General features: G+C 68.9%; 15 protein-coding genes. 7 read left to right on the plus strand and 8 right to left on the minus strand.

The window, feature by feature from the left end:
* Positions 1 to 8: 8 nt before the first annotated feature.
* Positions 9 to 1355 carry an FAD-binding oxidoreductase gene (locus IMZ29_RS03405; protein ID WP_216180501.1) on the plus strand — a complete coding sequence of 449 codons (1347 nt, stop codon included), beginning with the start codon at positions 9 to 11 and terminating at the stop codon, positions 1353 to 1355.
* On the opposite strand, the gene IMZ29_RS03410 is transcribed toward IMZ29_RS03405, so the two are convergent.
* Positions 1330 to 2307: a LysR family transcriptional regulator gene (locus IMZ29_RS03410; RefSeq protein ID WP_216180503.1), complete on the minus strand. Its 978-nt coding sequence runs from the start codon at positions 2305 to 2307 to the stop codon at positions 1330 to 1332. The two genes, IMZ29_RS03405 and IMZ29_RS03410, sit on opposite strands and share 26 nt — an antisense overlap.
* A 105-nt stretch (positions 2308 to 2412) precedes the next feature.
* Between IMZ29_RS03410 and IMZ29_RS03415 the strand changes: the two genes are divergently transcribed.
* From IMZ29_RS03415 to IMZ29_RS03425, 3 genes are read left to right on the plus strand one after another with little or no spacing between them, the layout of a single operon-like run.
* Entirely contained in the window at positions 2413 to 3363 is a 951-nt protein-coding gene (locus IMZ29_RS03415; RefSeq protein ID WP_216180506.1) for a hydroxymethylglutaryl-CoA lyase, read from the plus strand.
* Positions 3364 to 3374: 11 nt separating this feature from the next.
* Positions 3375 to 4583 carry a CaiB/BaiF CoA transferase family protein gene (locus IMZ29_RS03420; protein ID WP_216180509.1) on the plus strand — a complete coding sequence of 403 codons (1209 nt, stop codon included), beginning with the start codon at positions 3375 to 3377 and terminating at the stop codon, positions 4581 to 4583.
* A gap of 29 nt (positions 4584 to 4612) precedes the next feature.
* On the plus strand, positions 4613 to 5599 hold the full coding sequence (locus tag IMZ29_RS03425; protein WP_253206749.1) for a Bug family tripartite tricarboxylate transporter substrate binding protein: 987 nt from the start codon (positions 4613 to 4615) through the stop codon (positions 5597 to 5599).
* A gap of 58 nt (positions 5600 to 5657) precedes the next feature.
* Here IMZ29_RS03425 and IMZ29_RS03430 read toward each other — a convergent pair whose 3' ends face one another.
* The 7 genes from IMZ29_RS03430 to IMZ29_RS03460 all read right to left on the minus strand — a co-directional run bounded on the left by IMZ29_RS03430 (position 5658) and on the right by IMZ29_RS03460 (position 11674).
* Positions 5658 to 6107: a MarR family winged helix-turn-helix transcriptional regulator gene (locus IMZ29_RS03430; RefSeq protein WP_216180512.1), complete on the minus strand. Its 450-nt coding sequence runs from the start codon at positions 6105 to 6107 to the stop codon at positions 5658 to 5660.
* Between the two features lie 5 nt (positions 6108 to 6112).
* A complete protein-coding gene (locus IMZ29_RS03435) occupies positions 6113 to 6877 on the minus strand; it encodes an ABC transporter permease (RefSeq protein ID WP_216180515.1) in 765 nt (254 codons plus the stop codon).
* A complete protein-coding gene (locus tag IMZ29_RS03440; RefSeq protein ID WP_371820098.1) occupies positions 6874 to 7713 on the minus strand; it encodes an ABC transporter permease in 840 nt (279 codons plus the stop codon). The genes IMZ29_RS03435 and IMZ29_RS03440 overlap by 4 nt, the downstream gene beginning before the upstream one ends.
* 5 nt (positions 7714 to 7718) lie before the next feature.
* Entirely contained in the window at positions 7719 to 8504 is a 786-nt protein-coding gene (locus IMZ29_RS03445; protein ID WP_253206751.1) for an ABC transporter ATP-binding protein, read from the minus strand.
* Between the two features lie 9 nt (positions 8505 to 8513).
* Entirely contained in the window at positions 8514 to 9500 is a 987-nt protein-coding gene (locus IMZ29_RS03450; protein WP_216180518.1) for an ABC transporter substrate-binding protein, read from the minus strand.
* Between the two features lie 76 nt (positions 9501 to 9576).
* Positions 9577 to 10569 (minus strand): 3-hydroxyacyl-CoA dehydrogenase NAD-binding domain-containing protein, encoded by a 993-nt coding sequence (locus tag IMZ29_RS03455; RefSeq protein WP_216180520.1) that lies wholly within the window; start codon positions 10567 to 10569, stop codon positions 9577 to 9579.
* Positions 10570 to 10603: 34 nt separating this feature from the next.
* Positions 10604 to 11674: an NAD/NADP-dependent octopine/nopaline dehydrogenase family protein gene (locus IMZ29_RS03460; RefSeq protein WP_216180523.1), complete on the minus strand. Its 1071-nt coding sequence runs from the start codon at positions 11672 to 11674 to the stop codon at positions 10604 to 10606.
* A 475-nt stretch (positions 11675 to 12149) separates the two neighbouring features.
* On the opposite strand from IMZ29_RS03460, the gene queC reads away from it, so the two are divergent.
* The 3 genes from queC to IMZ29_RS03475 are packed head-to-tail and all read left to right on the plus strand — an operon-like array spanning position 12150 to position 13883.
* Positions 12150 to 12884, plus strand: a complete 735-nt coding sequence (gene queC, locus IMZ29_RS03465; RefSeq protein ID WP_216180526.1) for a 7-cyano-7-deazaguanine synthase QueC — start codon at positions 12150 to 12152, stop codon at positions 12882 to 12884.
* Positions 12881 to 13516: a 7-carboxy-7-deazaguanine synthase gene (queE, locus tag IMZ29_RS03470; RefSeq protein WP_216180529.1), complete on the plus strand. Its 636-nt coding sequence runs from the start codon at positions 12881 to 12883 to the stop codon at positions 13514 to 13516. The genes queC and queE overlap by 4 nt, the downstream gene beginning before the upstream one ends.
* Positions 13517 to 13523: 7 nt before the next feature.
* Positions 13524 to 13883 carry a 6-carboxytetrahydropterin synthase gene (locus IMZ29_RS03475; RefSeq protein ID WP_216180532.1) on the plus strand — a complete coding sequence of 120 codons (360 nt, stop codon included), beginning with the start codon at positions 13524 to 13526 and terminating at the stop codon, positions 13881 to 13883.
* The last annotated feature ends 168 nt before the right edge of the window (positions 13884 to 14051 follow it).

Consider the following 14051-nt stretch of genomic DNA (forward strand, 5'->3'; position numbering starts at 1 on the left):
TGAACACCATGACCGACGCCGCCCTGCCCCAGCCCGATCCCACCGTCGACCCGCGCTTCTGCGCTGACTGGAGCGGCCTGACACGCGGCACGCCCAGCGCGGTCTACCGGCCGCGCAACACGGAGGAAGTGAGCGCGCTGCTGCGGGATTGCCATGCCCGGGGCCAGGCCGTCACCATCCAGGGCGGACTCACCGGCCTGGCCGGGGGTGCCGTCCCCGCCGATGGCGACGTCGTGCTCAACCTGGAACGGATGAGCGCGATCGAGGCCATCGATACGCTCGAAGGCGTCATGACCGTGCAGGCCGGCGCCACGCTGGCAGCGGTGCAGGCGGCCGCCGCCGAGGCAGGCTGGTTCTTCCCGGTGGACCTGGGTGCGCGCGGCTCCTGCCAGATCGGTGGCAATGCCGCCACCAACGCCGGCGGCGAGCGCGTGGTGCGCTACGGCACGCTGCGCGACAGCGTGCTGGGCGTGGAGGCCGTGCTGGCCGATGGCACCGTGCTGTCTTCACTCACGCGGCTGGTCAAGAACAGCGCCGGTCTGGATCTGCGCTTTCTCTTCATCGGCTCCGAAGGCATGCTGGGCGTGATCACCCGGCTCACGCTCAAGCTGCAGCCCACGCCCGCCCCGGCCGTCACCGCGTTCGCGGCAGCCACCTCACCCACGGCGCTTGCCGGCCTGCTGCGCGAGCTCAAGCGCGCGCCCGGGGTCAATCTGACGGCTTTCGAGTTCATGTCCGGCGCCTTCATCGACATGGCCGCGCAGCTGTCGGGCGAAACCTGCCCGATCGCGCCGGGCCAGCCCTGGTACGTGCTGATCGAATCCGCCGAACACCCCCGTGCCGACGGCGGCAGCGCCCTGCAGGATGCGCTCGAACACGCGCTGGGCGAAGAGACCATCCTCGACGCCACGCTGGCCACCAGCCTCACCCAGGCCGAGGCCATCTGGCGGCTGCGCCAGAGCATTCCGGAAATGCTCACGCATCTGAAGCCCACCGTGAATTTCGACTGCGGCCTGCCCTGGGTGGAGATGGACGGCTTCATCGCGCGGGCGGACGCCGTCATGCGCGAACGCTTCCCCGCAGCCACGCATCTCTTCTTCGGGCACATGGGCGACAACAACATCCACCTCATGACCGGGCCGCATCGCCCAGAAGACATGCTGGCCGTGGAGACCTGCGTCTACGACGAACTGCGAGGTCGCCAGGGCACGATCAGCGCCGAGCACGGGATCGGTTTCATCAAGAAGCCGTTTCTCGCGCACACGCGCAGTCAGGCCGAGATCGACACATTGCGCACGCTGAAGACGGCGCTGGATCCCAAGGGCATCCTCAATCCGGGCCGGGTGATCGACTAATCCTGCGCCGCCGGCGAGGCGGCACGGCGCCCGTATCGACGGGCGCGGCGCTCGTCGACGCCTCGCTCGACAACCATTCGGCCACCAGCTCGGCCGCCGCCGGCAGCGGCTGTTCCTCGCGCAGACACACCGCGAAGCGCCGTTGGGCCCAGGCGTCGGCGAGCGGCACGACGGCCAGTTGCCGTGCCTCGGCGTAGGCCAGGGCCGCCTCGAGCGGCACCACGCTGATGGCAAGCCCTGCCTGCACCACCCGCAGCATCGAATCGAGATTGGACACGGTGACCCGCTGCACCAGCAGACGGCCGGCCTGGGCTGCCGCACGGCGCAGCACGGCCGTGACGGCCGCCGCCGCAGGCATGCACACGTGCTCTTCGTCGAGCGTATCCAGGAAGTGCAGCTGCGGCGCGCCTGCGAGCGGATGATCCCGGGCCGTGACGACGGCAAGCTGGTCCGACCGGTAGGGCCGCGTGGCCAACCCCTGGAAATCCGCCGCGTCCCAGCACACGCCCAGTGGCGCCATCCCTTCGCGCACGAGACGCACGACGTCGGGACTCAAGGCCTCCTCGAGTTCGATGCGGATGTGCCGATGCGCCGGATCCCGTAGAAAGCGCGCCACGTCGTCGGCCAGGCCCACGGCGATGGCCGAGGCCGTGGCTGCCACGCGGACATGGCCGCGCACCCCGGCAGCATGTTCGAGCATGTCGCGCTCGATGCCTTCGCACTGCGCGAGGATGGCATGGGCGCGCAGCAGCAGGGCCTGCCCTGCCGCCGTCACCTCCACGCCGCGCCGGCGGCGCACGAACAGGCGCTGGCCGAGAGTGTCCTCCAGGGCCGCGAGACGCTTGCTGATCGCCGAGCCCACCAGATTCGCATGCTCCGCCACGCGCGTGATGCTGCCGGCTTCGCAGACGCGCACGAAGAGCCGAAGGCTGGTCAGGTCCACATCCCTCATCCTGCGCCCCTTGATATTCCTTTCAGGAAACTCACAGGTGCCAAATTACCATCAAACGATGTATTCGGAATGCCTATAGTGGGGTATCACGCCGAGGACGCCCCCATGCCGACTGCCTTTCCCCCCTTCCAGCTGCCGGACCCCGGCACGGCCGTTCATGTCCGGGAGGTGGGCCTGCGCGACGGCCTGCAAAGCCTGGATCGCATCGTCCCCACGGCGCACAAGATCGCCTGGGTGGATGCCGCCCACGCGGCCGGCATCCGCCAGATCGAAGTGGGCTCCTTCGTGCCAGCAGATCGGGTACCCCAGATGGCGGACACCGCACAGGTGCTCGCGCATGCGCGTACGCTTTCCGGGCTGACGGCGTCGGTGCTGGTACCCAACCTGCGGGGCGCGCGTGCGGCGCTGGAACACGGCGCCCACCTGCTGCTCGTGCCCCTGTCGGCCAGCCACGCTCACAGCCTGGCGAACCTGCGCAAGACCCCGGACGACGTCGTGGCCGAAGTGGGCCGCGTCAGGGCCGAGCGTGACGCGCTCGGCTCGCCAACCCGGATCGAGGCGGGCGTGGGCACCGCGTTCGGCTGCACGCTGCAAGGCGAGGTCGCGCCCGACGAGGTGCTGCGTCTCTTGCAGGCCTTGCTCGATGCCGGCGCCGATCAGGTCAGCCTGGCCGACACCGTGGGCTTCGCCGATCCGGGCGCCGTCTCCCGGCTCTTCGAGCGCGCCCGGCGCCAGGTGGGAGACCGCCTGGTGGGCGGCCACTTCCACGACACGCGCGGCCTCGCGCTGGCCAACACGGTGGCCGCGCTGGGCCAGGGTGTGCGCGGCTTCGACAGCTCGCTGGCAGGCATCGGCGGCTGTCCCTACGCCCCCGGCGCCAGCGGCAACACGGCCACGGAAGACCTCGCCTACATGCTGCACGCCATGGGCTACGACACCGGCATTGCCCTGCCGGCGCTGCTCGAGTTGCGCAGGCAGGCTGCGCAGTGGCTCGACGGCGAGACCTTGCGCGGCGCCCTGAGCCTGGCCGGCCTGCCGCGCCTGCTGACACACTGACTGGAGCCCTCATGTCTTCGCCTTCCGAAGCCCCCCCACCCGCCCTGCCACTCGCGGGCATCCGCGTCGTCGAGTTCACCCACATGGTCATGGGGCCGACCTGCGGCATGATCCTGGCCGACATGGGCGCGGACGTCATCAAGGTCGAACCCGTGGGCGGGGACCGCACGCGACACCTGCTGGGCGCCGGCGCCGGCTTCTTCCCGATGTTCAACCGCAACAAGAAGAGCGTCGAACTCGACCTGCGCTCCGAAGGTGGCCTGGAGGCCGCGCGCCGCCTGTGCGCCAGCGCCGACATCGTCGCCGAGAACTTCAAGCCCGGGGTCATGGCCAAGTACGGCCTGGATTACGCGACGCTCAGCCAGACCCAGCCAGGCCTCATCTACGTGACCTGCAAGGGCTTCCTGCCCGGGCCCTACGAGCATCGCACCGCGCTGGACGAGGTGGTGCAGATGATGGGCGGGCTCGCCTACATGACCGGCCGGCCGGGCGACCCGCTGCGGGCAGGCACCAGCGTCAACGACATCATGGGCGGCATGTTCGGGGCCATCGGCGCCCTGGGCGCCCTCGCCCAGCGCCGGGAGACCGGCCGCGGCCAGGAGATCCAGAGCGCGCTCTTCGAGAACAACATTTTCCTCGTCGCCCAGCACATGCTGCAGTATGCGGTCACGGGCCAGCCCGCCGCGCCGCTCCCGGAGCGCATCTCGGCCTGGGCGCTGTACGACGTCTTCCAGGTGGCAGACGGGCCAATCTTCCTCGCGGCCGTGAGCGATGCGCAATGGAAGGTCTTCTGCACGATCCTCGGCTTCGAGGACCTCCTGGCCGACCCCACGCTCGCCACCAACAACGATCGGGTACGGGTGCGGGCGAGCTTGCTGCCCGTGCTGCGCGAGCGCCTCGCACATCGCACAGTGGCCGAGTTGTCCACCTTGTTCGAAAGCCACGGTCTTCCCTTCGCCCCGATCAACCGCCCCGAGTGGCTCTTCGACGACCCGCACCTGGCGGCGACCGGCGGACTGGCCCCCGTCACGCTGCCCGACGGCGAACGGGCCGGCACCGCGGTCCAGGCCGCGCTCATGCCCATCACTATGGCCAATCAACGGCTGGGGGTGCGGCTCGACCCGCCTCGCCAGGGCCAGCATACCGACGAGCTGCTGGCCGAACTCGGTTTCGACGCCGCCACGCTGCACGCATTACGACAACAAGGCGCGATCGGCTGAGCCGGCGACGCCATTCCGAGGAGACAGCCTTGACCACCCCCATCAGCCCCGTACGCCGCCGCGTGCTCACCGCCAGCGCCCTTGCCGTGGCGGCGCTCGCCATGCGCCCGCTCGTCGCCCAGACCAACGGCAGACCGATCCGCCTCATCCTGCCGATCAGCGCCGGCTCGGGCGTGGACACCATCACCCGCGCCGCCGGCCCCGCCTTGACGCGCGCGCTGGGCAACACGGTGGTGATCGAGAACATGCCGGGTGCCGGGGGCATCATCGGCACCTCGGCCATCGTGCGCGAACCGCCGGACGGCCACACGTTGGGCATGGTGTCGAACAACCACGTCATCTTCCCCAGCGTCTTCAAGAGCGTGCCTTTCGACGCGCTGGCCGACATCACCCCGATCTCGGTGATCGGCGCCACGCCCTTCGTGCTGGTGGCCCATCCCTCATTGCCCGCGAACAACGCGACGGAACTGGTCAAGCTTCTGCAGGCCAACCCCGAGGCGTACAACTACGCCTCGTCCGGCAACGGCACCACGCTGCACCTGGCGGTGGAAATGTTCCTGCAAAAAGCCGGCGTGAAGGCACGGCACATTCCGTATCGCGGCTCTGGCCCCATGACGGCAGACATCATGGGCAATCAGGTGCAGTTCGGCGTGCTGTCGCTGCCGGCCGTGGCGCCGCACATCCAGAGCGGCGCGCTCAAGGCGCTGGGCCTGTGCGGGCGCGCGCGCAGCCCCCTGATGCCCGAACTGGCCACGTTGGCCGAACAGGGCATTCCGGATTACGAGATGGAAGGCTGGTTCGCGCTCATCGGGCCCAAGGGCATGGACCCGGCCCAGGCGCAACGCCTGTACGAGGCCACGCGCAAGGCTTTCGAGGATCCGGAGACGCAACGGGCGATGGCAGCGCAAGGCAATCGCATCGCCCCACGCGACCCGGCGGCCAGCCGGGCATACTTCGAGAGCGAATTCCGCAAGTACGCCGACGTGGTCAAGGCGGCGCGAATCGAAGCGCAGTAAGGGCCGCAGGTACAGGCACGACGCCGGCCCGCACGGGAACGGGAGCCCGGCTGCCGGCTCAGCGCTCCGGCGCGTTCGCGATGATGCGCAGCATGACCGAGCGCATGAGCTCAGTCTCTTCGACCGACACGCCCTGCAGCAGCTCGGCCTCCAGCGCCAGCACTGACTTCAGCAAAGTCTGGAAGAGTCGCTTGCCCTGACGCGTGATACGGATCTGCACAGCCCGGCTGTCGGCCGTACAGGCGCGGCGCTCCACCAGGGCGCGCCCCTCCAGGACCTTGAGCGAGCGGGACAGCGTGGATTGCTCGGTCAGCGTGGCATCACCGAGCGCGCTCAACGTCAGCCCTTCATCCACGGTGGTCAGAAAGGCCAGCACGCGCCAGTGCGTGAGCGTGAGACCCTGCGGCTCGAGCACGGTCTGCAGGCGGGCGTTGATGAGCGTGGTCGTGCGGTTGATGAGGTACGGCAGGAACATCCCATGGCCGGGATACGGCGGTGCTGCGGCCATGCGGATCAGCCCTCCCCGCCTGGCAGACGCCGGCGCACGCACTGCAGCGTCGCGGCCAGCGTGAGGCCGATGAGCGAGATGAGGACGAGCGGCACGAACATGTCCACCACCTGGTAGCTGCGCGCTGCCACCATGAGCAGGTGGCCGAGTCCGTCGGTGGAAGAGATCATTTCGGCAAGAAAGACGTTGATGCAGGCAATGACGAGGCCGATCCGGCACCCGGTAAGCACGGAGGGCATCGCCGCCGGCAGGCTGACCCCCAGGATCGTAGCACCCCGCCCAGCGCCTGCCGCCTGGGCCGACCACAGCCACTTGGGTTGCACCGACCGCATGCCGTGATAGGTGGCATACAGGATGGGAAACACCACGTCCGCCACCACCAGCGCCACCTTGGAGGCATGGCCGTAGCCGAACAGCAGTACCAGGGCGGGGTACAGCGCGATCTTCGGGATCGGCGCGAGCAGGCGCACCACGGGGCCCAGCCAGCGCTCGGCGCCCAGGGCCATGGCCGCGCCCAGCAGCATGCCGGCGACCAGTGCGATCGAGAAGCCCAGTCCCAGGCGGATCAGGGTCTGGCCGACGTTGAAGAGGAAGTCGGCCTCCTGCAGGCGCGTGATCAGGCGCCCAGCGATCGCCAGGGGCGAGGGCAGCAGGTTGGCGCTGATGAGACCGGCGGCGGTCACCGCTTGCCAGGCTGCGAGCAGCGCCAGGATGGGCAGGAGGGTGACGAGAGCGCCACGCAGCCTGGACAGGATCGAGGCCATCGTCATGTCGCCTCCCCATGCAAGGTGTCGGACCAGCGCACCAGCCGCCGGCGCAGTCGCTCGAAGCCCACGTCCAGCAGCAGGCCGAGCAACGCGATCAGCAGGATCATGGCGTACACCTCGGGATAGACGGCCATGTCCAGCGCGTTGAAGAGCAGCTCGCCCGCGCCCTCCTGGCGCGCGATCATCTCCGAGCTGATCATGGTGATGAGGGCCATGGCGATGCCCACGCGGCAGCCGAGCAGCACATCCGGCAGCGACGCCGGCAGGATCACGCGCGCGAGGCGCGCCGGCCCGCGCATGCCCATCGCGCGGGCGGACCAGACGAGCTTGTCGTCCACCGCGACCGCCCCCTGGTAGCTGTGATAGAGCAGCGGCAGGCTCACGCCCAGGAAGATGACCAGGATCTTGGACAGATCCCCGATGCCGAACCACAGCATGAGGATGGGCATCAGGGCCGCCTTCGGCACCGGGTAGACCAGCGTGGTGAGCGGGTTCACGAGCCGCGCAAAGGCAGGACTGCGCCCCATGGCCAGGCCCGTGGGCACGGCAATGGCCAGCCCCAGCGCGAAGCCGGCCGCCATGCGTCCCAGCGAGGCCAGGATGCCCGCCACGTCGTCTGCATTGCCGAGAATGGTGATCAGGGCCGCGCCAATGGCGGCCAGGCCGGGCATCTCCTCCAGGTTGGCGCGACGCGCGCACACTTCCCACAGCGCGAGCAGCACCAGCACGGGCAACACGCGCGGCAGCCAGCGCCGCCAGGCAGGCTCGCCGACTGTCACAGCGCGCAGCGCGACGGCGTCGGCCTGCGGCTGCGCAGGTGCGGCGCTTCGCTGCGCCACGGCGGTCACGACCCCACCCCTGCCTGCATGGATTCGAGCCGGTGCTCCAGATGCAGCACCAGTTCCTGATAGCGCCGGTTCGCGATCAGATCGGCGCGCACCCGGGGCCGGGGCAGATCGACGTCGACGATCTCCTCGATGCCGCCTGGCCCGCCGTGCATCAGCACGATGCGATCGGACAGGAACACCGCCTCGTCCACGCCGTGCGTCACGAAAAGCACCGTCTTGCGGTCGCGTTCCCAGATGCCCAGCAGTTCGTGCTGCAGCCGCGTGCGGGTATGAGCATCGAGCGCGCCGAAGGGCTCGTCCATCAGCAGAATGCGCGGGCGGTAGGCCAGCGTGCGCGCGATGGCCACGCGCTGGCGCATGCCGCCCGATAGCTGCTTGGGGTAGAAATCCGCATAGGCGGCAAGGTGTACGAGATCGAGCAAGTCCATGGCCCGTTGGCGGGCCTCCTCGCGCGGCACCTTTTGTACCCGCAATCCGTACATGACGTTCTGCAGCACCGTTTTCCACGGGAACAGGGCGAACTCCTGGAACACCGGACCGCGATCGGGCGAGGGTCCGGTCACACGCTCACCATCGACCCGGATCTGGCCCTCGGAGGCCGCCACGAAGCCCCCGATCATGTACAGCAACGTGGACTTTCCACAACCCGAGGGCCCGAGGATGGAGACGAACTCGCCCGCCCCCACGGAAAGCTCAATGCCGGCCAGCGCCTGGTGGCGCGCCCCGCCTGGCGCGGCAAAGGATTTGCCCAGGGCAGAGATCTCGATCAGCTTGGCTGCCATGGCGGCCTCTCAGCGGATGGGCGCGGTGATGTCGTCGCGCCGGAAATCCTGCGCCTTGAGCGGGGCCTTCACCATGCCAAGCTCCGCATACAGATCGAACATGGCCTGGATCGCGGCGAAATCCGGTGCCGCATCCGGGCTGCGGGCAAAGTCGTTGTCCTTGAGCAGGTAGGTCTCGAGCACGTCGGCCGGGGCGCGTGTCGTCTTGGCCACCACCTGCACCGTCTCCTCGCGCTTGGCCAGCGCCATGGCCATCGCGGCGGTCAGGTCGCGCACGTAGTGCTGCACAGCCTGCGGGTTGGCGTCGGCGAACGCCTGGCTGCAGACCTCGATGGCATGGGCCGTATTGGGCATCACGTCCTGCAGGGAGAAGAGCTTGCGCACGCCGCCCTTGGCCTCGGCCCGCGCGGCAAAGGGCTGGACGAACACCCCCGCATCCACCCGGCCGCCCCGCAGGGCGGACTCGGAGCCCGGGAAGCCGGTCTCCACCAGTCGGATGTCGTTGGCCGCGTCCAGCCCATGCTTGCGCAGCACCGCGGCCATGCCGCCGTGCACCCCGGAGCCATACACGTTCACCCCGACGATCTTGCCTTTCAGATCCGCCACGGTCTTGATCGGGCCGTCCTCGGCCACGCCCCAATAGACCGAGAAGGACGACGGGCTCTCGCCCACGTGCTGGGCCACGACGTAGGCCTTCAACCCGCCGTTGAGCGCGCCCTGCGCGAGCGACAGCGGCGCCTGAGAGGAACAGTCCAGCGCATTGGAGAGCATGGCCTGCACCATGGGCGCCGTGCCCTGGAACTGCGTCCAGGCGATGCGGTAGTCCTTGCCCAGCCCCGGGAAGGCCTCCGGATGCTGCTGCATCCAGTACTTGGCTTCTTCACCCGGAATGGTCCAGCCCACGCGGATCAGCGGGGCCTCGGCGGCAGCGGCAGAACTCACGGCCACGCCCACGGCCAGGGCGGCCAGGCGTCTGCAGAACGGGATTGCCTTCATGGTCACTCTCCTAGCAGGGTGCGACAGCAACAGGCCCGGCCACGGATGCAAGGGCGTCGGGCAAGGGAAACAACAGTCAGGCGGGCGGGGCGGCGGGCTCCAGGCCTTGCAGCTTCAGGAGGGCGGCGAAGCGCCGCATGGACTCGGCCTGCAGGCGCGCGGCCGAATCGGCGTTCCAGGCATACAGACCCTGCCCGGTCTTCACGCCCAGCTCGCCCGCCGCCATCTTGCGGTTGACGATCTCGGGGCTGGCGTAGCGGGCGTCGCCCAGGCGGTCGGCCAGATAGCCGCTGGCATGGAACAAGGTGTCCAGTCCGCCGAAATCGATGAACTCGGCCACGCCCATGGCGGCGTACCGGATGCCGAAGCCATACCGGATGGCGAGATCGATGTCCTCGGCGCTGGCCGCGCCCTGCTCGATCATGCGGGCCGCCTCGTTCATCACCATCACCTGCAGGCGCGGCACGATGTAGCCGGGCGCGTCGTTGCACACCACGGGTACCTTGCCCGCCGCACGCAGATCGGTCAGCAGAGCCTCGCGCACCGCAGGTGCGGTGCCAACATGGGGGGCGACTTCGACCAGGGGCACCAGATAGGCCGGGTTGAGCCAGTGCGCGTTGAGGAACCGCTCCGGGTGGGGAAGGAAACCGGCCAGTTCGCTTGCCTGCATGGTCGAGGACGTCGAGGCGATGATGGCCTGCAGCCCGGCCAATGCGCCGATCACGCCCAGGCCATCGCGCTTGGCGTGCAGCGTCTCCGGCACGGCCTCGAAGATCAGCTCCGCCTGGGCCAGAACGGCAGGCGCATCGGCCTGGTCCACCCAGGGGATGCGGGCCAGCACCGCGGGGCGCTGGGCCGCATCGAGCAGGCCCAGACTCACCAGATGCGCCAGGATGCCAGCCATTTCGGCCTGTGCCTCGTCGCGCAGCCGGGTGGCGGCCTCGGGCGTTCGCTCGCGCAGGTCGACCAGCGCGCAAGGCTGGCCAGCCAGGGCGTACGCCACTGCGATGCTGCGTCCCATGCGGCCGGCGCCCACGGCGGCATGCCGAGTCGAAGTCAGCGTCGTCATGGCCTTGCCTCCGGACGGGTCAGATCGGGCGCACTCACAGGCCTTCTCCCGAGACCAGGCGCTGCTTGAGTTCCGCAGTCGTCAACCCGGCCAGACCCAGACTGGCCAGCGTGCGCGGCCCCTGGCGCAGATCACGTCCGCAGATCGCCGAGGCCATGGCGAGCAGACCGCTCGCCACCGGCACGTCGGTACCCGTCGCTTCGGCCACGGACACGAGCAGGGCCAGACCGTAATGCACGTCCTCCGTCATGTAGCGGTGCGCGCGCAGGTCGATCTTCTCGCGCCAGTCGCCACTGTCGACCAGCATCTTGTGCGCGTCGCCATACATCCACTGATCGTTCTCGTAGTGGTCGCTCAGCGGGAAGTGCGGGGCGCCGTAGCCCAGGGCCTCGCGCACCCGCACCCGCTCGGCATCCAGCGCGTTGGTCACGGCACGCACCGACGGCTGCGTGCCCTCGTTGTGGATGTCCCAGGCGGGGAAATGCTCCAGCGGTCCCGCATTCATGAGGATGAGCGGCGGGTGGATGATCGGCCCGGCGTTCATCAGGGCACCCGACAAGGCGTCCTCGACGCGCTCCACGCTCGGGTAGCCCGCCTGCAGGATCTCGAAGGCCGGTCCGCTGAGCCGAGCGGGCAGCACGCCTGTCGGCAAGCGCGTGGCATAGGCTGTGATGGTGACTTGGCCCTCGCCGTGTTTGCGGGCAAGGTAGGGCAAGGTGCCGGTCTCGGCGAAGGCCACGTCGGCGCGGCAACCGGCTGCGCGGACGGTGCGCAGCATGGCGACGCTGCCCAGGGTGCCGGGCGGCAGGAACACGACCTGGCCATCCGCCAGGTGCGGCGCGAGTGCGCGCGCCACGTCTTCCTGGGCAAAGGCCGGCAGCGGCAGCACGATCAATTGGGCGCCGCGCACGGCTTCGCCGAGATCGGCGGTGGTCACGCCGATGGTGACCTCGCGTTCGCCGCTGGCATCCTTGACCCGCAGCCGCCCACCCTGCGGAAACTCGTCCGCCCGGCGCCGCCACCACCGGACCTGATGCCCGCGCTCGGTGAAGTCCACCGCCGCGGCGTAGCACCCATGCCCGCCACCCAGAATCGCCACCTTCATGATCGCCTCGCTGTGTGTGTCTTGCGGCGCATCCGGTCTGGCGCCGTTCGGCCATTCATTTGCATGCACATGCATCTAATCACGAAAGAATCCATTGCAAAAGGGATGCCAGTTCGGGGTTTACACGCATGTCCCCCGCAAGCTGCGGGAAACTCCCTACACCACCCGCACGTCGCCGCACCCAGGCCACGCACGGCATGCGCCGAGACGAGGCATGGCGCACCAGCCTGCGTCACGATGGCGCTGGCCATGCGGCGCGCAGCCCGCAGCACAACCCGGGGCCACCCCCTGCCCCTGAGGTAAAATGCCCGGTTGCGTGTGGCCCGGACCGAGTCCTTGCCACACACCGTCTGTCCCGCGGAAATGCCGCCAAGGACAGACACCGGGCGTCCTGACCGACGCTCCCGCATCCCGGCCGTTGCCACGGCCTTTGCGTATCACCTTGTTCCGGTGCTCACGCCCTGAGGGAAGAATCATGAATCTGCATCGCCAGCGCGCGCTCGTGCTGTTTTCGGGCGGCCAGGACTCCACGGCCTGCCTCGCCTGGGCGCTCGAGCGCTACGCCTACGTCGAAACCGTCGGGTTCGACTACGGCCAACGTCACCGCATCGAGCTCGACTGTCGTCTGACGGTGCGTGAGCGCATCGCGGCTGCCTTTCCCGCCTGGGCCGCCCGGCTGGGCCAGGATCACCTGCTGCGCGTGGACGTGCTGGGCGAGATCAGCGATACGGCGCTCACCCGCGACGCGGCCGTCCACATGCAGTCCAACGGCCTGCCCAACACCTTCGTGCCCGGTCGCAACCTGCTGTTTCTCACGCTGGCCGGCGCCCTGGGCTATCGCCGCGATCTGGACGTGATCGTGGGCGGCATGTGCGAGACGGACTTCTCCGGCTATCCGGACTGCCGCGACGTGACCATCAAGGCCATGCAAGTGGCACTGAACCTGGGCACGGACCGCGCCTTCGTCTTCGAGACGCCGCTGATGTGGCTCGACAAGGCGCAGACCTGGCAGCTCACCCAGGACCTGGGCGGCGACACGCTGGTCGATATCGTGCGCGAAGACACCCACACCTGCTATCTGGGCGAGCGCGGCGCGCCGCACGCCTGGGGCCACGGCTGTGGCACCTGCCCGGCCTGCGAGCTGCGCGCACGCGGCCACGCCCGCTGGCTGACCGGTGCGGTGGACGCGCCCGCGGTGCACACACCATGACCTACGCCGTCAAGGAAATCTTCTACACGCTGCAGGGTGAAGGTGCGAACGCTGGTCGCCCGGCCGTGTTCTGCCGGTTTGCCGGATGCAACCTGTGGACCGGCCGCGAGCAGGACCGCGCCGAGGCCGTGTGCCGCTTCTGCGACACGGATTTCGTCGGCACGGACGGCACGTTGGGCGGCAAATTCCGCACGGCCGAGCAACTGGCCGATCTCATCCTCGCTCAGTGGCCTGCGGGCGACGATGCGCACCGCTTCGTCGTCTTCACGGGCGGCGAGCCCCTGCTGCAGGTGGACGCCGAGCTGATTGCCGCCATGCACGCGCGCGGCTTCGTGATCGCCGTGGAGACCAACGGCACGGTCGAAGCCCCCCCCGGCATCGACTGGATCTGCGTGAGCCCCAAGGCGGGTGCACCGTGGGTGCAGCGCAGCGGCCATGAACTCAAGGTGGTGTGGCCCCAGCCCGGCATCGACCTGGACGTCATGGAACAGGGCGAGTTCCAGCACCGGTATCTGTCGCCCATGGACAACGCCGAGCAGACGAGCAACATCGCCACCTGCATCGCCCAGTGCATGGCCCGCCCTGCCTGGCGGCTGAGCCTGCAGACCCACAAGATCACCCACATCCGCTGAGGGCACCATGACGTACACGCTCACCCAGCGGTTCTGGTTCGACGCCGCCCACACGCTGGATCGCCAGATCGAGCGCGAAGGCAGCCTGCGCATCCACGGCCACACCTACCACGCCGAAGTCAGCGTGCAGGGCACGCCCGACCCGGCCACCGGCATGGTCCTGGACCTGGGCCTCTTGCGCCGCGAAGTCGAGGCCGTGCGCGAGCGCCTCGATCACCGGCTGCTCGACGAGATCCCCGAGCTGGGCAAGCCCACGCTGGAGAATCTGTGCGCCTACATCGCCCGGCATCTGGCGGGCCGCGTGCCGGTTACCTCGGTGCGGGTGTGGCGCGAGTCCATTGGGGATGGGTGTCTGTTGACGCTGTAAATAGCAGCGGCTTTCAATCGACTATCGCCGAAAAACGCCGCTTCACAGCAATAGTCATCAACGGCTGACAGGCGGATTTGGAGCCCGAGATCCCGAAAGACGCAACAGCTTCGGAACACCGCGCAACTTAAGGCAAGCATGCTTACTAACTGATGAACGCCATCAGCG

Origin of the sequence: Verticiella alkaliphila (genome assembly GCF_018904615.1) — a bacterium.
Taxonomy (GTDB): Bacteria; Pseudomonadota; Gammaproteobacteria; order Burkholderiales; family Burkholderiaceae_B; genus Verticiella; species Verticiella alkaliphila.